21 protein-coding genes and 1 riboswitch are annotated in these 20,465 nt (G+C 38.3%); of the genes, 10 read left to right on the plus strand and 11 right to left on the minus strand.

From position 1 onward, the window contains the following. Positions 1–185: 185 nt before the first annotated feature. A complete protein-coding gene (locus AC3B6B_RS00860) occupies positions 186–941 on the plus strand; it encodes a biotin--[acetyl-CoA-carboxylase] ligase (RefSeq protein WP_489756827.1) in 756 nt (251 codons plus the stop codon). A 199-nt stretch (positions 942–1,140) separates the two neighbouring features. Here the strand turns inward: AC3B6B_RS00860 and AC3B6B_RS00865 are convergent, their stop codons facing one another. Beyond that, positions 1,141–1,404 (minus strand): SemiSWEET family transporter, encoded by a 264-nt coding sequence (locus AC3B6B_RS00865; RefSeq protein WP_489756828.1) that lies wholly within the window; start codon positions 1,402–1,404, stop codon positions 1,141–1,143. 79 nt (positions 1,405–1,483) lie between these two features. Beyond that, positions 1,484–2,116, minus strand: a complete 633-nt coding sequence (locus AC3B6B_RS00870; protein ID WP_489756829.1) for an NAD-dependent epimerase/dehydratase family protein — start codon at positions 2,114–2,116, stop codon at positions 1,484–1,486. A 74-nt stretch (positions 2,117–2,190) separates the two neighbouring features. On the opposite strand from AC3B6B_RS00870, the gene AC3B6B_RS00875 reads away from it, so the two are divergent. Both AC3B6B_RS00875 and AC3B6B_RS00880 read left to right on the plus strand, forming a co-directional pair. Continuing rightward, complete coding sequence (locus AC3B6B_RS00875) at positions 2,191–2,940, plus strand: threonine/serine exporter family protein (protein ID WP_489756830.1); 750 nt, start codon at positions 2,191–2,193, stop codon at positions 2,938–2,940. A gap of 12 nt (positions 2,941–2,952) precedes the next feature. Next, a complete protein-coding gene (locus tag AC3B6B_RS00880; RefSeq protein WP_489756831.1) occupies positions 2,953–3,408 on the plus strand; it encodes a threonine/serine exporter family protein in 456 nt (151 codons plus the stop codon). 142 nt (positions 3,409–3,550) lie between these two features. Here the strand turns inward: AC3B6B_RS00880 and AC3B6B_RS00885 are convergent, their stop codons facing one another. Together AC3B6B_RS00885 and mgtA are read right to left on the minus strand one after the other, a co-directional pair. Next, positions 3,551–3,796, minus strand: coding sequence for a hypothetical protein (locus tag AC3B6B_RS00885; protein WP_489756832.1), 246 nt, complete (start codon positions 3,794–3,796; stop codon positions 3,551–3,553). Continuing rightward, on the minus strand, positions 3,793–6,435 hold the full coding sequence (mgtA, locus tag AC3B6B_RS00890; RefSeq protein WP_489756833.1) for a magnesium-translocating P-type ATPase: 2,643 nt from the start codon (positions 6,433–6,435) through the stop codon (positions 3,793–3,795). Before mgtA ends, AC3B6B_RS00885 begins: the two co-directional genes overlap by 4 nt. A gap of 203 nt (positions 6,436–6,638) precedes the next feature. Next, a riboswitch (M-box (ykoK) riboswitch) is annotated at positions 6,639–6,801 on the minus strand. Positions 6,802–7,010: 209 nt separating this feature from the next. Here mgtA and AC3B6B_RS00895 point away from each other — a divergent pair. Beyond that, positions 7,011–8,447, plus strand: a complete 1,437-nt coding sequence (locus AC3B6B_RS00895; protein WP_489757692.1) for a nicotinate phosphoribosyltransferase — start codon at positions 7,011–7,013, stop codon at positions 8,445–8,447. A 95-nt stretch (positions 8,448–8,542) separates the two neighbouring features. On the opposite strand, the gene AC3B6B_RS00900 is transcribed toward AC3B6B_RS00895, so the two are convergent. Continuing rightward, positions 8,543–9,070 (minus strand): flavodoxin, encoded by a 528-nt coding sequence (locus tag AC3B6B_RS00900; protein WP_489756834.1) that lies wholly within the window; start codon positions 9,068–9,070, stop codon positions 8,543–8,545. 138 nt (positions 9,071–9,208) lie between these two features. Further along, entirely contained in the window at positions 9,209–10,648 is a 1,440-nt protein-coding gene (locus AC3B6B_RS00905; protein ID WP_489756835.1) for a 6-phospho-beta-glucosidase, read from the minus strand. A gap of 523 nt (positions 10,649–11,171) precedes the next feature. Here AC3B6B_RS00905 and AC3B6B_RS00910 point away from each other — a divergent pair. The 3 genes from AC3B6B_RS00910 to AC3B6B_RS00920 are packed head-to-tail and all read left to right on the plus strand — an operon-like array spanning position 11,172 to position 13,726. After that, positions 11,172–11,915, plus strand: coding sequence for a hypothetical protein (locus AC3B6B_RS00910; protein ID WP_489756836.1), 744 nt, complete (start codon positions 11,172–11,174; stop codon positions 11,913–11,915). Then, on the plus strand, positions 11,916–12,587 hold the full coding sequence (locus tag AC3B6B_RS00915; protein ID WP_489756837.1) for an ABC transporter ATP-binding protein: 672 nt from the start codon (positions 11,916–11,918) through the stop codon (positions 12,585–12,587). Then, entirely contained in the window at positions 12,584–13,726 is a 1,143-nt protein-coding gene (locus AC3B6B_RS00920) for an ABC transporter permease (RefSeq protein WP_489756838.1), read from the plus strand. The genes AC3B6B_RS00915 and AC3B6B_RS00920 overlap by 4 nt, the downstream gene beginning before the upstream one ends. Positions 13,727–13,872: 146 nt before the next feature. Here AC3B6B_RS00920 and AC3B6B_RS00925 read toward each other — a convergent pair whose 3' ends face one another. Then, entirely contained in the window at positions 13,873–14,319 is a 447-nt protein-coding gene (locus AC3B6B_RS00925) for a pyridoxamine 5'-phosphate oxidase family protein (RefSeq protein ID WP_489756839.1), read from the minus strand. Positions 14,320–14,507: 188 nt separating this feature from the next. Here AC3B6B_RS00925 and amaP point away from each other — a divergent pair, with 188 nt between their 5' ends. Genes amaP through AC3B6B_RS00940 form a run of 3 tightly spaced genes read left to right on the plus strand, consistent with a single transcriptional unit; the run spans position 14,508 to position 15,781 of the window. Continuing rightward, positions 14,508–15,065, plus strand: coding sequence for an alkaline shock response membrane anchor protein AmaP (gene amaP / locus AC3B6B_RS00930; protein ID WP_489756840.1), 558 nt, complete (start codon positions 14,508–14,510; stop codon positions 15,063–15,065). Positions 15,066–15,077: 12 nt separating this feature from the next. Beyond that, the gene (locus AC3B6B_RS00935; protein ID WP_489756841.1) at positions 15,078–15,257 is read left to right on the plus strand and encodes a DUF2273 domain-containing protein; all 180 of its coding nucleotides are present in this window, start codon (positions 15,078–15,080) and stop codon (positions 15,255–15,257) included. 29 nt (positions 15,258–15,286) lie between these two features. Further along, on the plus strand, positions 15,287–15,781 hold the full coding sequence (locus AC3B6B_RS00940) for an Asp23/Gls24 family envelope stress response protein (RefSeq protein ID WP_489756842.1): 495 nt from the start codon (positions 15,287–15,289) through the stop codon (positions 15,779–15,781). Positions 15,782–16,030: 249 nt separating this feature from the next. Here the strand turns inward: AC3B6B_RS00940 and AC3B6B_RS00945 are convergent, their stop codons facing one another. The 4 genes from AC3B6B_RS00945 to AC3B6B_RS00960 all read right to left on the minus strand — a co-directional run bounded on the left by AC3B6B_RS00945 (position 16,031) and on the right by AC3B6B_RS00960 (position 20,425). Further along, positions 16,031–16,900: an aldo/keto reductase gene (locus AC3B6B_RS00945; RefSeq protein ID WP_489756843.1), complete on the minus strand. Its 870-nt coding sequence runs from the start codon at positions 16,898–16,900 to the stop codon at positions 16,031–16,033. A 703-nt stretch (positions 16,901–17,603) separates the two neighbouring features. Beyond that, complete coding sequence (locus AC3B6B_RS00950) at positions 17,604–19,010, minus strand: DHA2 family efflux MFS transporter permease subunit (RefSeq protein ID WP_489757693.1); 1,407 nt, start codon at positions 19,008–19,010, stop codon at positions 17,604–17,606. 229 nt (positions 19,011–19,239) lie between these two features. Continuing rightward, positions 19,240–19,812 (minus strand): DNA-3-methyladenine glycosylase I, encoded by a 573-nt coding sequence (locus AC3B6B_RS00955; RefSeq protein WP_489756844.1) that lies wholly within the window; start codon positions 19,810–19,812, stop codon positions 19,240–19,242. Beyond that, positions 19,799–20,425 (minus strand): histidine phosphatase family protein, encoded by a 627-nt coding sequence (locus tag AC3B6B_RS00960; RefSeq protein ID WP_489756845.1) that lies wholly within the window; start codon positions 20,423–20,425, stop codon positions 19,799–19,801. The genes AC3B6B_RS00955 and AC3B6B_RS00960 overlap by 14 nt, the downstream gene beginning before the upstream one ends. Positions 20,426–20,465 lie beyond the last annotated feature (40 nt).

Genomic DNA, 20,465 nt, shown 5'->3' on the forward strand with positions numbered 1-20,465 from the left:
AACAGCTCCTTTATTTTATTTCAAACATCAAACTGTTTGATGGCAGTATCATATTGCAACTTGCTTAAAATGTCAAATTTGACTATGATAAAGACCGATTTGAATAGCTTTTAGTTCGTCTCTTTTTACGTAATTATTTTATTTTGAAGCTCAAATTAGTTTACTCATGTGAGGTCTAATTAATTATGCAACATTTAACTTTGTTAGAACAACAATTAAACCAGCAGCTGCCGTTTTTAGCTCAGCAAATTGCTTGGTATGATCAAGTCACTTCCACCAACCAATTATTAAAGCAACAAGTCGCCCGCCAAAAAAAATTTTCACCTCAGCTAGTGATCAGTAATCAACAAACGAATGGCTATGGTAAAAAAGGGCGTAACTTTATTTCTCAAACTGGTGGCATTTATCTCTCACTTGGTTTAGCTTTGCCAAAGTTAACTGCCCAAAATCAAGGACTCTTAACAACCGGTATTGCTTGGTGTTTAAATCAGGCCATTGAACAACAATGGCAACTCGAAACCCAAATTAAATGGGTCAATGATCTTTTAGTCAATGATCAAAAAATTTCTGGCATTTTAGTCGAACAGCCGCGTCCCCAAGTTGCTATTATTGGCATTGGTCTTAATCTTTATCAAGAGCACTTAGCAACTGGGGCCAATCTTTTGACCAAACAACCGACTGAGCAAGCAATCTGTCAGTTGATCGTCCATTTATTGCAGCAAATCTGGCACTTCAAAGATCATTTTGCGACTGGCTTTTTCTTACCCGACTATCAAGACAAGCTGGCTTGGAAAAACCAGACAGTGCAAGTGCAAATGGGGCCAAAGGTCGTTTACGGCCAAATTGTCGGTGTTACTCAAAAAGCCAGTTTAATTTTACAAACCGCTCACGGCTTGCAAGTCATTGCCAGTGGTGATGCCACGAAGGTGCGAACAATTTAATCAATCACTGACATGGTGCTTATTGCCATTCTCAAATTTGAGAATTTTATCATAATTAATTTTCAACATTCATCATTAAATACCTCAATTAATCACTTACCAAATTGTTGGTAAAATTAAAAAAGAGAAGTTGGACAAAAAGAAAACATTCGTCGAAATTTACGAAAAATTCTTTTGATCCCCACTTCTCTTTGTTTTTTTATAAAGCTGTTAATACTGCCAAAGCCCCAAAAATCACACCGGCACCATTACTAACGGCCAATGGATAATCACGATGATCTTTGAATAAAGCATAGATAACCCACAATAAGGTATTCAAGACGGTCGCTAGTGGCTGCGCTGGATTACCCTTCGCTCCATGTAAATTACTAATAATTTGTGGGATATAGGAAACATACATTAAAATCGCTGTTCCCGTAGCAATCCAGCCTAAAGTAGTCATAAATCTTTCTTTTTTTGACATCAACCTTACTCCTCCCAGTTCAGTAAAATAACAATAATGTTTTTAGTTTAAAACACCCTTGATTTAATTTACAGTAAAATTACATATTTTTTTCATGCAAGAAACGGCGCCGTTGCAAAAAGCTCACTTGCTGTTGCAAAATTTTATCAATTTCTTGACTAAACGCTATGCGGGTCATCGGCGCAATGGCTGGTAAATTACTCAGTCGTAATAATTGCGCCAAACCCCAACTAGTTAGCCGTTGTCGATCATAAATTAAATTTGGATAGATAATCACTGCTTGCTGCTGTAACTGGTGTTTGACATACAGGGCTGTTTGATCTTTATAAAATAAATATTTTTTCAAGCCCCATGGTGCCCAATTGGCCGCCACATATAACATTTTCGTGGTTAATTGTTGTTGAACAATATAATCTGTCACAATCTTGGCTGGAGCGAAAGTCATCGTTTGATAAGTTATATTTTGCCGGGGCTGTTCTCGTAAAATTCCGACTAAATCAATTACCCAATCACATTGTTTTAACCACGGTTGCCACTGATCATCGTGCAAAATATCAGTGCTTACAAATCGAGCCATTTGCTGAATATTTGTTGGCAAGTTTTGCTGTCCATGACGAGAAAAACTAATGATTTGCCAAGTCGGATGTTTGTGCAGCTGGCGGATCACTTGCTGTCCTAAATAACCGGATCCGCCCATAATTCCAACTTGCACTCTTTTCACCTCCCCCAAACAATTTAACGAATATAGTATAATAATGATTAATTAGTTTCAAAGAAGGTGCTTAGATGCAGCAAGATCAATTAATGGAAGTGTGTCTTTTAGCCGGACAAATTTTAGTGGAAGCCGGTTCAGAAATGTATCGTGTCGAAGATACCATGCGTCGCATTGCCTTTTGTGGTCAAGAAGTTGATAATGCCGCTTTCACCAGTTTAACGGGAGTTCTAGTCAGCTTTAAAAAAGCGCCGTATACTCGTTTTTTACAAATTTCACGGCGCGGCATCAATATGAATAACATTACCAGAGTCAATACACTCTCCCGCCAGTACGAAGCTCAAGAAATTGATTTAGCTACCTTTGAGCAACAATTACGGCAAATCAAGCGCGATCGCCCCTTATTTTCCTTAGCAACGCAAACCTTTGGTGCGGGCTTAGAAAGTGCGTGTTTAATGATTATCTTCACGCAAAAATACGACTGGAAGGATTTTGTGAGTACTTTTATCATTGGCGCTTTAGGTTATTGGATCGCTATCGTAATTGGGCAACACAGTCGTTTGCGGTTCGTCGGCGAATTAATCGGCGCGTTAGTAATTGCCTTATTGGCTATGGGTGACGTTCATTTCTTTGGTGGTCAAAGTATCAATAACATTATCATTGGCGCCATTATGCCGTTAGTGCCCGGCGTCCCGATGACTAATGCTTTACGAGATTTGTTTGAAGGCAATTTGTTAGCGGGGATTGAACGCGGCATTGAGTCCAGCATGGTCGTTGGCGCCATTGCTGTCGGCGTGGGGATTGCTTTTTATTTAATTAGTTAAGGAAGTGCTAGCATGTATCACTTATTAGTACAAATCGGGTTAAGTTTTATCGGCACAGTGGCGTTTGGGCTCTTTATTCAAGTACCAGTCAAAGCTTTAGGCTGGGCCGGATTTGCTGGCAGCTTAGGCTGGACCTGTTATTGGTTGTTGGTTCAAATTAATGTTGGTAAAATTGCCGCGAACTTTTTAGGAGCGCTAGTCGTCGGGTTAAGTGGATTAATCTTAGCACGGGTAAAAAAACAGCCCAGTACCATTTTTAACATTCCTGGACTCGTTCCCTTGGTACCAGGCGCCAGTGCCTACCAAGCCTTGGAACAGTTCATGGCTGGTCAACGTGACAGTGCCTTAACACAGGTTTTACATGTTACCTTATTAACTGGAGCCATTGCTCTAGGCTACGTTCTAGCGCAATTGATTGGGGAAGTTTGGTTTCAACATATCGCTGCCAAATTGCGGCACCCAAAGTAAGTTAAATATTGTGCCAAATTTGAAAGCCAAAGAATGTCTATCAATTAAGACATTGTAGTGTTTCAACGAATAGGAACTTGTATCTAACTGTCTAACTACAATTAAGGACTCAAGCAAAAAATGCTTAAGTCCTTAATTGTAGTTAGTCTTCGGCTTTTAAGTGGCATTTGCTACAACATTTTTGCCAAATACGTTTTACAAATCGGTGTCCTTTAGTACTACAATCCACAATCATTAAACTGGAGCCAACAATAAACAAACCTGCCAATAACCCTGTTGTCCACGTTACAGGTTGCACGAATAGCCAAGCAATTCCGATACATAACCAAGTTAAGGCAATAATTAATTGGGTAGGATAACGTAATTCAGTTTTCAACTTTGATTTCATAACAATTCTCCATAACGTTGGACGTAAATTCTTTTGACGATTGTTACTAATACTAAATAACAAACTACCGTTAATCCGAGTAACCACCAGAAATTAGTTGGCAAAGGAGCCAATTTTAAAAAGTGTCCAATGGCGGTAAACGGAATTAATGAACCAACCAGGACGGCAACTGTTGTGACAAGTAGTACTGGCTTAGCAGCACGACTTTGCACAAAAGGAATTTTCTTTGTTCGCAAAGCGTGCAAAACTAGAGTCTGCGTCCAGAGAGATTCTACAAACCAACCACTATTAAATATTTGAATAAATTCTTGTTGCGCCAAACCATGAACTTGTCCAAAAGTATGCCCCAGTACTTGTGGGCAAATCACAAAATACATGGCTAAATACGTCGTAATATCAAATAATGAACTCGTCGGTCCTAAAATTGCCATAAATCGGCCAATGGAGCGTGCCTCCCATTTGCGTGGAACCTTTAAATACTCGGGATCCATTTTGTCCCATGGAATAACTAAGCAGGACAAATCATAAGTCAAATTTAAAAATAGTAATTGTAACGGCTGCATGGGCAAAAATGGTAAAAAGATACTAGCACACAAAACGGATAACATGTTGCCAAAATTGGAAGAACACGTCGCTTTAATATATTTCATAATGTTACCAAAAGTTTGGCGCCCGACTAAAACTCCTTGTTCTAAGACCTGCAAATCTTTTTGTAATAAGATAATTGCTGCCGACTCTTTGGCAATATCAACAGCACTATCTACGGAAATTCCTACATCGGCAGCTTTCATGGCCGGTGCATCATTAATGCCATCACCTAAAAAGCCCACTACATGTTGATTTTTGCGCAAAGTTTGCACAATTAAAGCTTTTTGCTCAGGCCCGACTTTCACAAAAACGTTGGTTGTTTCCACCGCGCATTGCAACTGTTCAGGAGTTAATTGACTGACTTCTTGTCCCGTTAACACATTCTGTACTGCAAAATTAATTTTTTGACAAACAGCTAAAGTTACTAATTGATTATCACCCGTAATAATTTTGACTTGTGTGCCATACTCTGCCAAAGAAGATAATGCTTGTTTCACCGATTGCTTCGGGGGATCTAAAAAGGTTAAATAGCCTAAAAAGACCATATCTTGTTCATCAGCAACTGTTAATTTAGCATTAGTTGAGGCTTGAGGATTGGTTTTATAGGCCAAGCCTAACACGCGCAAGCCGGCTTGATTCAAATTCCTGACCTGTTGTTGCAATTGCTTTTGCCACTCAGGCGTCAAAGCTACCACTTGTCCTTGGTCCTCTACATAAGAGCAAATTTGTAGTATTTCTTCAAATGCCCCCTTGGTAACCAAGGTGACAGCTTGCTGGGGCACCTGTACCACTGTACTTAAACGGCGCCGTTTAAAATCAAACGGTATTTCATCAATTTTTTGATAATTCGTAACTTCTAAATCCAAAGTTGTCGCAGCTTGGATAATGGCCTGATCCATTAAATTATTTAACCCCGTTTGAAACTGACTATTTAAATAGGCATACTGTAAAACGCGAGGATTGACCTGTTGATGCACGTCTAAATAATGTTCTAAAATAATTTGATCTTGGGTTAACGTCCCCGTTTTATCTGTACATAAGACATCCATGGCGCCAAAGTTTTGAATCGCATTTAAGTCCTTCACCACCGTTTGCTGTTTGGCCATTGTTAAAGCTCCGCGGACTAAATTAGTAGTCACAATCACGGGTAACATTTCGGGCGTCAAGCCCACTGCCGTAGAAACGCCAAACAATAGGGCTTGTAGCCAATTACCTTTGGTTAAACCATTGAGAACACAAACAATCGGGGCCATAATTGCCATAAACCGAATTAAGAGCCACGATGTTTGACTAATCCCCACATCAAAATTAGTCACAGTGGTTTTTTTGTTCGTTAATCCTTGAGTAACTTCCCCAAAACGCGTCTGCTGTCCGGTAGCCACAACCAAGGCCAAAGCTGTACCACTAACCACATTACTCCCCATAAAAATTAATGTTTTTAAATCAGTAATTTGCTCATAATGAGTGTCCGTTGACTGTACTACTTTTTCCACCGGATAACTTTCACCCGTTAACGCCGTTTGTGATACCAATAAATCGCGAGCTTGCAGCACTCTTAAATCTGCAGGAATCAAATCGCCAGCAGCTAATTTAACAATATCTCCGGGTACTAAATCAGCCAAAGCAATTGTTTGTAATTGTCGATCTCGAAAAACCTGGACATTAACCTGCACTAACGATTGCAATTTTTCCGCAGCATTGCTTGATTGAATGGACTGAATTAAAGTCATGGTGCCACTGACAATAACCATTACTAAAATAATTACAGTCGCCGTGAAACTTTTATCAGCTGGACTGGCTAAAACATAATCCGTCCAAAAAGAAATGACAGCTAAAACCAGCAGTACTAGTGTAAAAGGTGTAGCAAAAGCTCGTAAAAATTGGCGATACACGGGAGTTTTGTGGTGATAAATTAACTGATTACTCCCATACTTTTGTTGAAGAGCTGTCACTTCTGGACTCGTCAAACCGGTTGTTTGCGTGTGAAACTGTTGTTGCACCGCTTCCGGAGTCGCTTGAGCCAACTTCAATAATTCTGGATCTGATAACATCAAAAAAGACCTCCTTGTTTTTAAACAAAGGAGGCTCATAAACACCTATTGACTGCCTGATAAACTTTCATTGAAGTTGAGATACAAAGAAAATCTTCATATTAGTAATACAAATAATATTTCTTCATACCGTGCCTAACTGACATTAGTCACAATTTCAATTGATACAGTCAAAAAAAGAAGCCGCAAAAAAATTATTCGCGACTCCTAAAATTTTCGTTTAGCACTACCCGGCGTAAAGACTTAGTCTAGCTACTTGGGAACTTGCCTTCGGTCGGCAAGTTCTGTCCTATACATTGGCGTTTCGCAACGTTTCTGTACAGTAGCATGTGTCCGAATAGGAGCCTCTTTTATTCTTTTAGTTAGTTATCAATTATATATAATACAAATGATAAGTTAACATAGCATAACGTACAAGTCAAGTATTCTGCTTAATCAATTAGAAATTAAGTAATTACCGGTGAAAACTACTCATGCTTTCCTAGTAATGCTATACTAGCTGTGATAGTTTTGACCGATTATTCAGACCATATTGGTTGGTTGAACTCTGTCAAAAAATTAATAAGGACAACTATATCATGAAAAATTTAGCAATGTTGACTGATTTATATGAATTTACCATGGCCAATGGTTATGACGCAGTTAGCAAAGACAAACAAGGCGTGTTTGACGTCTTCTTTCGCAAAGTTCCCGACAATGGTAGCTTTATTATCGCTGCTGGCTTACAGCAAGTTATTGAAGCGGTTGCAGATTTCCACTATACGGATGACGATGTTAAGTATCTCGCTTCATTGAACACATTTAGCCCTAGTTTTTTAGATTATCTCAAGAATTTTAAATTTGACTGCTCCATTACCGCAATCCCCGAAGGTACCCCAGTCTTTCCTCGCGAACCAATTATGACTGTCCAAGGACCTTTAATTCAAACGCAATTGTTAGAAACATTAATTTTAAACATTTTAAACCATGAATCCTTAATTGCTACAAAAGCGCGCCGGATTACTTTTGCCGCACACAACAAACCCGTGATGGAATTTGGTGCGCGCCGCGCCCAAGGACCGGACAGTGCCGTTAACGGTGCCCGAGCAGCAGTTATTGGTGGATGCACCAGTACTTCAAATGTCTTAGCCGCCCAAATGTTTAACATTCCCCCAGCTGGCACAATGGCACATGCTTGGGTAGAATCTTTTCCAGATGAACTTACCGCTTTTCGCCAATGGGCACAAATTTACCCTAACAATGCTTCCTTTTTAATTGACACATATGACGTCTTAAATTCGGGTTTACCTAATGCCATTACTGTCTTTCAAGAATTACAGCAAGGCGGCCAGCAAGTTCAAGGTGGAATTCGCATTGATTCTGGCGATATTGCACAACTAACCAAAAAAGCCCGTCAAGCCCTCAATGATGCTGGATTGTCTCAAATTAAAATCACGGTTTCAAACGCCTTAGACGAACGCGTCATTCAATCATTACTCAATGAAGGTGCACAAATTGATAACTTTGGTGTCGGGGAAAAATTAATTACCAGTGCTTCTTCCCCCGTCCTCAGTGGTGTCTATAAATTAGCAGCCGTCATTGACAATGGACAATTAATTCCGAAGATTAAAGTCAGTGATAATCGAGACAAGTTAACTTTACCGGGCATTAAGAAAACTTATCGCTTATACGACAAACAAAATCACCAAGCTTTTGCGGATGTGATTAGTTTAGCGGATGAAGTTTTACCAACTAATTTGTCAGTAGTGGACTCCAATCCGTTATCCGTTAAAAAGCAGGTTACTCTGGCCAACTTTGATGCTGAAGAATTATCACAACAAATTTTGGACCACGGTCATGTAGTCAAAAGCGAAACTGACGTGTTCAAAATTCAAAAACAATGTCAGCAAAAATTAGCGGAATTACCTGAAGCCACATTAAGAACGGTTAATCCTGATTTTTATCCGGTTTATATCACCACTAAATTGGCTGATTTACAAACCGAATTAATTCAACAAAGTTTAAACAACTAAGAAACAAAAACCACTGAGTAAGCCAGATTAAAAATCTGATTACTCAGTGGTTTTTTATTTTAAATATTGCAGCTCATTATTTTTTATCACAAGCCTTAAGCTTTTAGGTTAATCTTACGCAACCAGTCTTGCACTTTTTGACTGGCTTCTTGACGTTTTCGCCCTTGAATAGCTAGGCCAATGCCCCGTTTTTCTAGTCCGCCTTCAAACGAAAAACCTGGCAACACTTGTTGTGCCCGCACAGTTTGTTTAATCTGCGTAAAGCTCGCACCACTGCCAAAACCACCATGGGTATTAAAGGGAATGACAATTTTATTAGTAAAATCATATTGTTTCAGAAATGTCATGACAATTTGTGGTAAGGCCATATTCCAGGTGGGGGCCCCCACAAAAATTTTTTGATAGTCTTCAAAATTCGTTATTTGCGTTTTAATTGCTGGTAATATATTTTCGTTTTGTTCCAATACATTTTGTCGCACTTGTTCTTCGTAATCTTGGATTGGTGTATCTTTTCCTTGGATTGCAAATAAATCGCCACCAACTAGTTGTTGAACGATCTGCGCCACCGCTTTTGTATTACCCGTTCTACTGTAATAAACAATTAGATTGTTTGCTTTCACCATTCCACATCGCCCCTCAAGTTAATGATTTTGACTTTTTTTCACATAATTTCTTTTTATGACCATCATTACTTATTATTTAGTCAAATTCAAGTATCAAAAAACACTTGCCTCATAATTTCGAGACAAGTGTTTATTAGTTTAATCTAAATTTTCACCATTAGAGGCAATAACCTGCTTATACCAATCAAAGGACTTCTTCTTGTAACGTTTGAAAGTTCCTTGGCAATTGTTATCTTCATCAACATAGATAAAGCCATAGCGTTTTGCCATTTCACCGGTGGAAGCACTAACTAAGTCAATGCACCCCCATGGCGTATAGCCCATCACGTCAACCCCATCATCAATCGCATCATCGATTGCTTTGATATGTTCACGTAAATAATCAATCCGGTAATCATCAGCCACGTAATGATTCTCATCAGCTTGATCCATCGCACCTAAACCATTTTCTACGACAAAGACTGGTTTTTGATAGCGATCAGACAATTCATTTAAGGCAATCCGTAAGCCGGTAGGGTCAATTTGCCAACCCCAATCACTAGACTTCAAGAACGGATTCTCGACGCCACCCATTAAATTACCAGCAGTGGTTTTGTTATCAGAGCGAGTCACTTCCGTCACTGTTGACATGTAGTAACTAAAGCCAATGTAATCAACTGGATATTTAGCCAACAAGTCTAACTCTTCATCCGTATAATCTAAATCACTAATTTGTACACCATCGCGTGCTAATAAACTCTTCGTATAAGCTGGATAATGTCCACGTACTTGCACATCCGCACAGAAGAAATTATTAGCTTGATTATCTTGCAAAGAAGCTAATTGATTGACCGGATTAGAGTCATAGCTGTAATTAGTAGCATACAAAATCATGCAACCAATTTGTAAATCAGGATCTAATTCATGTCCAATTTTGACAGCTTTAGAACTCGAAACAAATTGATTATGCCAAGCTTGGAAAATATTCTTCTTATCATTGGCACCATTAGATACGACTAAACCTTGGCCCATCACTGGAAAATGGGCGGCACTATTAATTTCGTTAAAAGTCATCCAATACTTAACTTGCTTATGGTAACGAGTCAAGACAGTTCTAGCGAAACGTTCGTAAAAGTCGATTAACTTTTTATTTTTCCAGCCACCATAAGTGGTTACTAAGTTTAAAGGCATTTCATAATGTGAAATCGTAATGACTGGTTCAATATTATATTTCAAACATTCAGCAATCAATTCGTCATAAAATTTCAAGCCTGCTTCGTTGGGTTGTTCTTCATCACCATTGGGAAAAATCCGCGACCAAGCAATGGAAAACCGATAACACTTAAAACCCATCTCTGCGAATAATTTGATATCTTCTTTAAAGTGATGGTAATGATCATTACCAATATGGTTGGGATAGAAATACTTATCAGTATCAATCGAAAAATCAAATTCTGGATCATTCACAATAGCCATGCGATCCTTACCGCCGGGCAAAGCATCTGGTAGTGATAAACCCTTGCCACCTTCTTGATAAGCACCTTCTAATTGGTTAGCCGCCGTAGCGCCACCCCATAAAAAGTTTTTTGGAAAACTCATTAAACTTCCTCCTAAATCTTGAATCATTCTGAGCGGTTAACTTTCAACTATGACCAGCGCTACTGCCGATCATTTGTAAACGATGCAACTGTAGCGCTTACTTTTTAGTATAGATTGAAAATTACAAGCGAGAGATCAGCATAAAACTATTACTTTTTATCTGACCAGCAATTTTAACCGCATCTATAGAGAACACTATATCATTTTCTTACATGAAAAATCACAGAAAGTTTTACTTTTTTAATATTATTTCTGTAATCGACAACTGATGTTAACAGGCTGACTAACGGCCATAAAATAAATATTTCATCAAGAAAGTGCAATTAATTTTTTTCTTTTCACTGCTTTTTTCAAAAAGTGCGTTGAAAATTCAATTAATCAGTAATTTAGCAGGTTAATTATTATTTAAATTAAATTTTGGTCTGTCAGATTAAAAGTGAATTGCAAAATTCTCCTTTTAGAGTTATAGTGTGGTAGTACACAGCTGATGTGTTACATACTTCAAAGTTAAAGGATGTTGAATATGAAAAAGAAAAGCCTTTGGATAACAATTATTGTCGTCATTATTCTTGTACTGGGTGGTGGTTTGTGGTGGCACGGTCAACAAGCCCACTCCAAAGCTGCTGCTAAACCGAAGCACACGCAACATAGTTATGTCGTTCATGCTGCTAGCCCGCTGGAGTTATCTGCCAACGTCACTTACCAACAAAAATATCCGGTCGTGAAAGTTAACGATTGGCAATTATTAGTTCAAAACGGCGCCAGCGTTTATCGCGGTGAAAAATTAGATACTACCGGCCAACTAGCTCCAAGCAACGGTGTCTTTGAACTCGGTAACGACCAAAACGCTGTTTATACGACTCCGTTTAAAGCTCAAGGAACCGTTTCAGAATATGATTTAAATAAAATTCAAGTTGGCGATAATGTTCAGGTCAAAGCTTTAACTGGTAACAACACAACAGCTCAAGCGGCTCAGATCACTTATTTACAGTTAAATAGCGTTAAACAAACGGCGGGCGTTTCTTATTATAATTTTGAAACATCACTTCCCCAAACGTATCGTTTAGGGCAACACGTCATTATCTCCATTCCTTCAAAATACACACAAATTCCGAAAAAATTAGTTCATCACCAACAAGTGCAACTAGCAGACGGGACTAAAAAAGCTTTAGGTCCGGAGCAAATTCAACAAAAAGACCCCCAATATTATTATGTTGACCGTAATTATTTACAACCACAAACTAAATTAATTGACAAGGATAAATAAATGACAAATGTAATTCAACTTTCGAACATTCATAAGTCCTATGATCAAAAAAATCAGTATGTCTTAAGTATTCCCGATTTAGCCATTACTGAGGGCGAGTTCGTGGCGGTCATGGGGCCTTCAGGCTCGGGTAAATCCACTTTAATTAATATTCTCGGGTTATTAGACACTGCTTACCAAGGAACTTATCAACTCAACGGGACCAACGTGAAACAAATCAAAAGTGATCGCCGCTTATCACATTTGCGTAATCAATACATTGGTTTTGTCTTTCAAAATTTCAAATTATTGCGCAACTATACTATTTTCGACAATGTCAATTTACCTAATGTTTATAGCAAAAATCCGTTTCGCTCGCGTAGGTCCAGAATTTTAGAACTCTTGGAGCAAGTCGGCTTAAGTGATCAAACCAATAAATACCCCACGCAATTATCTGGTGGTCAGCAACAGCGGGTATCAATTGCACGAGCTTTGGTTAATGACCCCAAACTAATTATTGCCGACGAACCAACCGGAGCCTTAGACTCAGCCACTTCGCTGAAGATCATGGAATTAATGCAACACTTGCACGCTAAGCAACACAAAACCATCATTATGGTGACGCATAGCGAAATGGTGGCACAATTTGCTGATCGGATTATCAAAATCAAAGATGGGCGGTTATATCAATGAAATTTTTTAACAACCTGCGCATCGCTATTAATAGTGTACGCAAACGCTTCTTCCGTAATCTGATGTCGGTCATGGGCATTATCGTGGGCACATTAAGTGTTTTATTAGTCCTCGGCATCGGTAATGGTTTAAGTAAAACGGTGAGTCACCTCTTTTTCCAAGGTTACGAAGGTGACAAGCTCATGATTGAATATATTCCCAACGAAGAGACTGGGAGCTTTCAAAAATCAGATTTACAACTAATTCGCAATTTGCCCCATGTTCAAAAAGTCACTCTGCCGTCTTACGACATTTTGAGTAAGAATCTCGTTTGGCAAGGGCAAAATAAATCATTGGATTTGGAAGCCATTAAATCTGGGCCCAATGCTCATAAAACTAATGTTATTGAATTAAATCAGGCTTTACTCAAAGATACGAATTTTAGTAATATCCGCGTGGGGGAATATCTCTTCATCCAAGATCGCCCGTTTAAAGTTACGAAACTTTATAGTAAACCAGTGCCCGCCATTGGCTCTGGCCCCGCTGGCGGCAGAATCAGTCAAGATGATTATCGTTTACTCAAGGGACGCCATGCTAACGATTATGATGAAATGGATGTCACTTTACAAAAGAACCTCTCCGCAAAACAAGAACAACACGCCAAAGCTCAAATTTTACAAACGTTAGAGAACAAGGGTTTTTATCATACTTTGGGCGATTATAGTTGTCCGGATACAAGTGGTGCCAAAAAACAAATGGATAAAATTATTAAAATGCTGGCCGCCTTTATTGCCATTATTGCCGGGATCTCATTAGTAACTGCCGGGATGGGGATTATGACCACCATGACTGCTAATATTGCTGAACGTACGCAAGAGATTGGTTTACGCCGCTCCATCGGTGCCAGCAAACATGATATTACGTTGCAATTTTTAATGGAAGGAACCCTATTAACTTTAGCTGGTGGGTTGGTATCCTTATTACTAGCCCTGAGTATTCAAGCAATTGTCAATGCCATGCATATTCAACATTTTGCCATGGATATTACAGCCACCAACATTATTATCGTCTTAGTAATTGTCTTATTAGTAGGCATTATCTTTAGCTATACTCCCGCCCGCCGCGCTGCTAAACGCAATATTGTTAACTTAATTAGGTAATTCAAATCGCTAAAACAAAATTCGTTTAACAGTAAAGCACTAACCGAATTCAATTTTAAAGTCTGAATCCGCTGGAGTAGAAACTGTTGACTTTTAAAACACAATCATTAATTAATGCTCGGATGATCTAAGACCCAATGTGAGCATTAATTTTTTGTTTCCATCTTATTATGCGCGCTACTGCCCTGCTGGCTGGTAAAATCATTACTTAAATTAGCAGAGCGTAGTTTAACTGATAACGTATGAAACTGTAAAAAAATGGGATGTTCATATTGTAATTGCTTTTGAAAAGTTGTTAAATTATGCCGCATTTGTTCCGAAATGGGGGCCACAATTTTCAGACTACCTTTTAACATCACTGACGAATAATCTTGTTCGTTAAAAAAAAGTACAGCAGCATTGGCACAATTGGCCAAATTAACCACTGTAGAGTTTTCAAACCGTGTGTAAAACAAGATAGTCGCCACACTGCGTTGATAAGTTAAGGGGGTTAACGAAACAAGACTGGGAAAACCCATTCGATCAATCGTCGCCACTTCACAAACTTTAGCGTTTTTAATGTATTGGTTAGCTTGCAGAATTGTTTGCTTCATGTTATCCACCCATTTCCATTATTTGCCCTTAGTCTACAATTGATACCGTTAAATTACACGTTTCAAGTCTTACTTTGGACAAAAAACTAACAAGATTTAAAATATTTCTCACCAAATAATCATATTATTAGACCGCTAACAGATCGCGTGCTACCATAACAATTAGTTGGAGAAAGGATAGTGAAAAATTGAAACGAAGCAAAAAATGGTTTTTAATTATTAGCTTAATTCTTTTATTACCGCTACCGCTCTATATTTTATGGAGCAATAATCATTTGTGGCAACAATATCTAGGACTAAAATTGCCTGATTTAGTCTCACTAAATGATCTTTGGATTTGGTACCTGGTAATTATTAGTGCCTTGAGTGGTTTATTAATAATTGTCTTATTACTAATTTTAATTTTCTGGCCGACACGCAATAAATTTCAATTAATTCATAAACCCACTGGACAAGTCAAAATTACTAATAAGGCCATTAATGGCTTTATCAACGCTTCACTGGCGGACTTACCTTACCTGCAAAATCCCAAAGTTAGTTCCAAATTAACCAACCATTATTTGCGGATTAAAGTCAGCGGGGATTTAGCTCCCGGTGATAGCGTCAAACAAAAGCTAGTGGCCTACTTAAAGCAACTAGAAGATAATTTACGTCAGTTATTAGGAGTCCAACAAAAGCCCAAGATTGAAATTCGTTTTACCAATTTTGAGTCACAGACTGATCCGAAGAAAAAGCGTGTTTATTAAGGAGGCATTCCAATGAAAGAATGGTTGGACCAACACGCTGGCGAAACTATTGGCGTGATTATTGGTTTACTTTTAGCAGTTTGTTTTTTGGTTTTAGGTTTTTTAAGCACTATTTTCTTAGTAGTACTGGCAATCATCGGTGGCCTTGTTGGTCATTATTGGCCACTACTGCAACAATTGCATGATAAATAATTTAATTTTGGATAAAGGAGAAGATCAAAATGGCACAAACAACAAATACGAATGCAGAACAAATTAAAGGTGAATTAACTTATGATTCCAAAGTTATTCAAAAAATCATTGGCATTGCTTTATCAGATATTGATGGTCTTTTAACAATTGATGGTGGCTTTTTCTCTAATTTAACGGATAAATTAGTCAACAATGATGATGTTACTTCCGGTATTAATGTTGAAGTCGGTAAAAAACAAGTAGCAGTTGATATTGATATTGTTGCTGAATACGGCATTGATATCGCAAAATTATATGATCAAATTAAAAAGCAAATTTTTGAAAAAGTTAAATCCATGACTGATTTAGATGTCGTGGAAGTTAATGTCAGTGTCGTAGACATTAAGACTCAACAACAACATGAAAAAGATTCCGTTAGCTTGCAAGATCGCTTGAGTGGTTCTGCCAAAGATACCAAACAAAAAGTTGAACAAAAGCAATCCCAAAAGCAACAACAAAAGCGTGATGAACAACGAGTTCAATAATTTTAGTTGCGACAAAGAGCGGGTCAAAGCTCAGGATTATAAATTCATGACAAAAGATTTGTTTAGAAACTGAGTATAGCCTAAAAAAAATCCTGAAGTTAGTTTTTAACTTGAGGATTTTTTTGTAGTTAAATGCCAGTTTCTACCCTTTATAAAACAACTCAAATCTGCGTACTATTTTTTTATTTCACTTTCAAAGCAATCAAAAAGACAGCTCAATCTAAATGAGCTGCCATTTTTGGTTAACTTTTATTTATCCGATTTATCATACACTGGAAAATCGTTTGCTTGACCATAATCTTTAATATGTTCAATGGTTTTTAACTGCTCCATATCAGCGGCTGAAATTTCAAAATCAACTTGCGTATTACTCTTAATATGCGCTGGTGTTTGTGACTTTGGTAATGGTAACAAATTGAGTTGTAGACAATAACGAATACATAACTGTGCGGGCTCAACTTGGTACTTAGCAGCCATTTGTTGTACGAGCGGATTTTGTAAAATCTCACCGTGTGCGACTGGTGAATAGGCTTCAACTAAGATATCCTGCTTTTGGCAATAATCAATTAGCTCAAATGGTGTATTAGCAATATGAGCTAACACTTGATTAACCATTGGTTTAACCGAGCCATTCTTCACAATATTATCAACGTCTACCTTTTCAAAATTGGAAACGCCAATAGCGCGCAACTTACCAGCTTGATAGGCTTCTTCTAAAGCGCGCCAAGCCGCTAAGTTACCTTCAAAATAATGTTCACCATTACGAAAATCAGACCACGGCTGCGGTGCATGAATAATCATCAAATCCAGATAGTCCAAATCCATTGTTTGCAGTGATTGATCAATGGCAGCCACTGCTTCTTGATAAGACTTGATTTCAGCAGCCAATTTTGAAGTGACAAAAATATCTGAACGCTTAACTCCTGAAGCTTGTAGGGCTTGACCAATACCGGCTTCATTACCATAAGCTTGAGCTGTATCAATATGACGATAACCAGCAGCCAAAGCTGTTTGAACTGGTTGTTGAACTTGATCATTATCAATTAACCATGTTCCAAAAGCTAACTTAGGAATTTTGACGCCGTTAGCTAAAGTATAGTCTTCTGTTAAAATACTCATCATCATCTCTCCTTTAATAAAATACTGCGACAAAAACCGCTTAAAAGCTGAGGATTAACCTAAACTAAGGGCTTAAGTCGATTCTTGACTTGAGAGCTTAGTTGTAGTTAAACGCAAGCTTTTGGTTTTTGGAACGCTATATCAAATACCGCGACAAAGGACGTTTAAAAACTGAGCAATAACCTAGACCAAAACTAAAGTTGGTTTTAACTTTAGTACTTGGGCGTAGTTAGGCGCAAGTTTTTGTCCTTTGGAGCGCTATATCAAATACTGCGACAAAGGACATTTAAAAACTGAGCAATAACCTAGACCAAGACTAAAGTCGGTTTTAACTTTAGTACTTGGGCGTAGTTAGGCGCAAGTTTTTGTCCTTTGGAGCGCTATATCAAATACTGCGACAAAGGACGTTTAAAAACTGAGCAATAACCTAGACCAAGACTAAAATCGGTTTTAACTTTAGTACTTGGGCGTAGTTAGGCGCAAGTTTTTGTCCTTTGGAGCGCTAATATCAAATACTGCTATCAAACTGCTGAAAAACTACTCAACTACGTTTTAATCATAATACTTATAGTTAACTCTAAGTCAATCAAAACGTCTAAAAAAGCAGCGGATACAAAAAAATGCTCGTATTTAATACGAACATTTTTGCTTTATGATGCACCAAAAGTCAGAAAATTGTTCCAACTTCTGTTTTTCAAACATTTTATTTTTCTTCTAAGTGTGTTTGTGGATCTTGCTTGCGTAAATTAAAAGCAATTAAGACCCCAGCAATGGCTAGAGCTAAGGTGAAGTACAAGCCATAGTGGACACCATTGGTAAACTTCGTTGCCATATTGCCTGCAATATTATGTTGGCCTAAGCTTAAAAAGCTCGTTGATAAGGCCGTAGCCACAGCACCGACAACTTGTTGCATTGTATTTAAAATCGTACTACCATCCGCGGACTCAATTCCAGATAAAGAATTCAAAGCATGCGTTTGAGCAGGTGACATCGCTAGTGGACAGCCAATCATTAAGATCACGTGCGCCAAAATAATGTAAAACAGCGTTGAATGTTGATTGGATAATAATAACATAACCACACCTAAAACAGCGATTAAAAAGCCAGCCACAGCCGGTTTCTTAGCCCCAAAAGTATCATATAAACGGCCTGCTACGGCAGACACAATCGCGTTAATAATCCCTCCAGGTAACATAATCATTCCTGTTAGAGCAACTGGTAGTGACAGTCCTTGCTGCAAATATTGTGGCAATAAATACATTGCCGACAAAATAATCGCAAAGTCTAACATGACGCCTAGTGCTCCTAAGGTAAACGCTGGATGTCTAAAGACATGTAAGTTCAACACTGGAGTGGTCAAATGTAATTGCCGCCAAGCATATAAAACTAAGACAATAATTCCCACAACTAATAAACCTAAGACTAAAGGTGAACCCCAGCCCCATTCACTTGCAAAACTAACGCCTAACACTAAGGCGGAAAAACCAACAACGGATTCTAAAACTGACCAAAGATCAACATGAGGCTTAGAAATTTGCCCAACATTTTTTAAACCAAAGATCGCTAAAATTAAACCAATGGCTAAAAACGGAACAAACAACCAAAATACCCAATGCCAAGTTAATTTGCCTAAAATTAAACCCGTTAACGTGGGACCAACAGCTGGTGCTAACATAATCACCAACGCACAAACACCCATCGCTGCGCCTAATTTATACGGCGGGAAAATCGTCATTGCGACAGTAAACATTAACGGTAAGATTAAACCCGTCCCTAAGCCTTGAATGACTCGACCTAACAACAAAATACCAAAGTTTGGTGCCAGCGCCGCAATAATCGCGCCGACAATAAAATCACTTAACCCAAAAATCACAATTTGCCGTGTCGTAAACCATTTCGTTAATAAACTCGAAAATGGTAACACAATACCAATAACTAACATATAACCAGTGACTAAGAGCTGCACAGTGGCAGCACTGACATTAAAAGCCTTCATTAATTGTGGTAGTGCAATGTTTAATGATGTTTCCGATAACATCCCCACAAAGGCCCCAATTAACATACTAGACATGACTAGCCAGGGTTTTTGCACTTTTACAACAGCTTTCATTTCATCCATGTAAAAACTCCTTTGAATTTCAATTCATTTTTTCGCAACTTGATTATCTTAGCAAAATAAAAAATTTGATGTAAGTTTTTTTTGTAAAAAAATGAAATCAGCACTCCTACTGTCACTCAAATTTCTAGTAATAACTAAAAAAATACCCTTATCACCAAGGAATTGATAATTACCATCAACCCTGCATAATAAAGGCATCTTTGAAGCACTATAAATAAGACTATTTAAAAGAACAACTTTGTAAATGATCATTAACAACACCAATAGCCTGCAAGTAAGAATACATAATCGTGGGACCGACAAATTTAAAACCTTTTTGTTTAAAATCACGGGTCATTTTTTGCGCTAAAGGTGACGTGGTAGGCACCTGTTCTGGCGACTGCCAGTGGTGATTGTGCACCCGATTACCAGCTAAAGTCCAAACCCATTGGTTGAAAGTACCAAATTGTTGTTGTACTGATAAAAAGACTTGGGCATTATTAACCATCGCCGCTAGCTTTCGTTTATTCCTAATTAAAGCTGGATTCTGCAACCAAGCAGCCTGCATTAAGGGATCTGCCTGCGCAATTTTTTGCACGTCAAAATAACAAAATGCTTGATTCATCGCTCGACGCTTATGCAAGACGGTTTTCCAACTTAAGCCTGCTTGCATCATTTCCAGTACTAAAAATTCAAATAACTTACGATCAGCATGCGTCGGCCGACACCATTCGTGGTCATGATAGCGTATCATTAAGGAATCAGCGCCCACCCACGGACAACGCTGAACATTTGGAGAATTAGTTAACTTCATCAAAGACTCCTGGCGCTTGGCGGTTATAATAGCGCAAATATGCGGCCCCCGTCTGTTCATTGACAGCAACGTTAATTACTCCCGCATTTTTGACTTCACCCACAGCACTCACCATGGGAATGTGAAATAGGCGTTGAATCAAAACACGTGACACAGTTCCGTGACATACTAATAAAATTTGTTGATCGTGATGCTGAGCTAATAAATCTTGCCAAAAGCTCTGTAAGCGTTGCGCCAAATGATCGTAACTTTCACCCGTGCAATACTTTACATAGTCCTCAGTTAAATATCCCAATTCGTCAAACACTTGGGGATATTGCTGGTAAATTAAGTCCGTTGCTTGACCGTCCCAATTACCATAATCAATTTCTTTCAAACGAACATCCGTCTTTATCGGCAAAGCGTCTGCACTTAAAATTTCGGCTGTTTGGAATGCTCTTTTCAAAGGACTAGCATAGATACAATCAATTTGTTTAATATCAAAGCTAGTATGTAAAGTTTGTACTTGCTGAATCCCCACCGAATTTAATGGTAAATCGGTTTGAGCACCGTTAATTCGATTACTTTTATTAGTATCCGTTTGGCCATGTCGTACGATAAAAATATTTAACACAATGATCATCCTCAACAATTTTAATTTGCTTCTATTATAA

This window comes from Bombilactobacillus sp. ESL1197 (genome assembly GCF_058107145.1).

Bases quoted from the DNA above. Each gene is read 5' to 3' on its own strand.
- AC3B6B_RS00860 (WP_489756827.1), top strand. From the start codon at position 186: ATGCAACATTTAACTTTGTTAGAACAACAATTAAACCAGCAGCTGCCG.
- AC3B6B_RS00865 (WP_489756828.1), bottom strand. From the start codon at position 1,404: ATGTCAAAAAAAGAAAGATTTATGACTACTTTAGGCTGGATTGCTACG.
- AC3B6B_RS00875 (WP_489756830.1), top strand. From the start codon at position 2,191: ATGCAGCAAGATCAATTAATGGAAGTGTGTCTTTTAGCCGGACAAATT.
- AC3B6B_RS00880 (WP_489756831.1), top strand. From the start codon at position 2,953: ATGTATCACTTATTAGTACAAATCGGGTTAAGTTTTATCGGCACAGTG.
- AC3B6B_RS00885 (WP_489756832.1), bottom strand. From the start codon at position 3,796: ATGAAATCAAAGTTGAAAACTGAATTACGTTATCCTACCCAATTAATT.
- mgtA (WP_489756833.1), bottom strand. From the start codon at position 6,435: ATGTTATCAGATCCAGAATTATTGAAGTTGGCTCAAGCGACTCCGGAA.
- AC3B6B_RS00900 (WP_489756834.1), bottom strand. From the start codon at position 9,070: ATGGTGAAAGCAAACAATCTAATTGTTTATTACAGTAGAACGGGTAAT.
- AC3B6B_RS00905 (WP_489756835.1), bottom strand. From the start codon at position 10,648: ATGAGTTTTCCAAAAAACTTTTTATGGGGTGGCGCTACGGCGGCTAAC.
- AC3B6B_RS00910 (WP_489756836.1), top strand. From the start codon at position 11,172: ATGAAAAAGAAAAGCCTTTGGATAACAATTATTGTCGTCATTATTCTT.
- AC3B6B_RS00915 (WP_489756837.1), top strand. From the start codon at position 11,916: ATGACAAATGTAATTCAACTTTCGAACATTCATAAGTCCTATGATCAA.
- AC3B6B_RS00920 (WP_489756838.1), top strand. From the start codon at position 12,584: ATGAAATTTTTTAACAACCTGCGCATCGCTATTAATAGTGTACGCAAA.
- AC3B6B_RS00925 (WP_489756839.1), bottom strand. From the start codon at position 14,319: ATGAAGCAAACAATTCTGCAAGCTAACCAATACATTAAAAACGCTAAA.
- AC3B6B_RS00935 (WP_489756841.1), top strand. From the start codon at position 15,078: ATGAAAGAATGGTTGGACCAACACGCTGGCGAAACTATTGGCGTGATT.
- AC3B6B_RS00940 (WP_489756842.1), top strand. From the start codon at position 15,287: ATGGCACAAACAACAAATACGAATGCAGAACAAATTAAAGGTGAATTA.
- AC3B6B_RS00945 (WP_489756843.1), bottom strand. From the start codon at position 16,900: ATGAGTATTTTAACAGAAGACTATACTTTAGCTAACGGCGTCAAAATT.
- AC3B6B_RS00950 (WP_489757693.1), bottom strand. From the start codon at position 19,010: ATGAAAGCTGTTGTAAAAGTGCAAAAACCCTGGCTAGTCATGTCTAGT.
- AC3B6B_RS00955 (WP_489756844.1), bottom strand. From the start codon at position 19,812: ATGAAGTTAACTAATTCTCCAAATGTTCAGCGTTGTCCGTGGGTGGGC.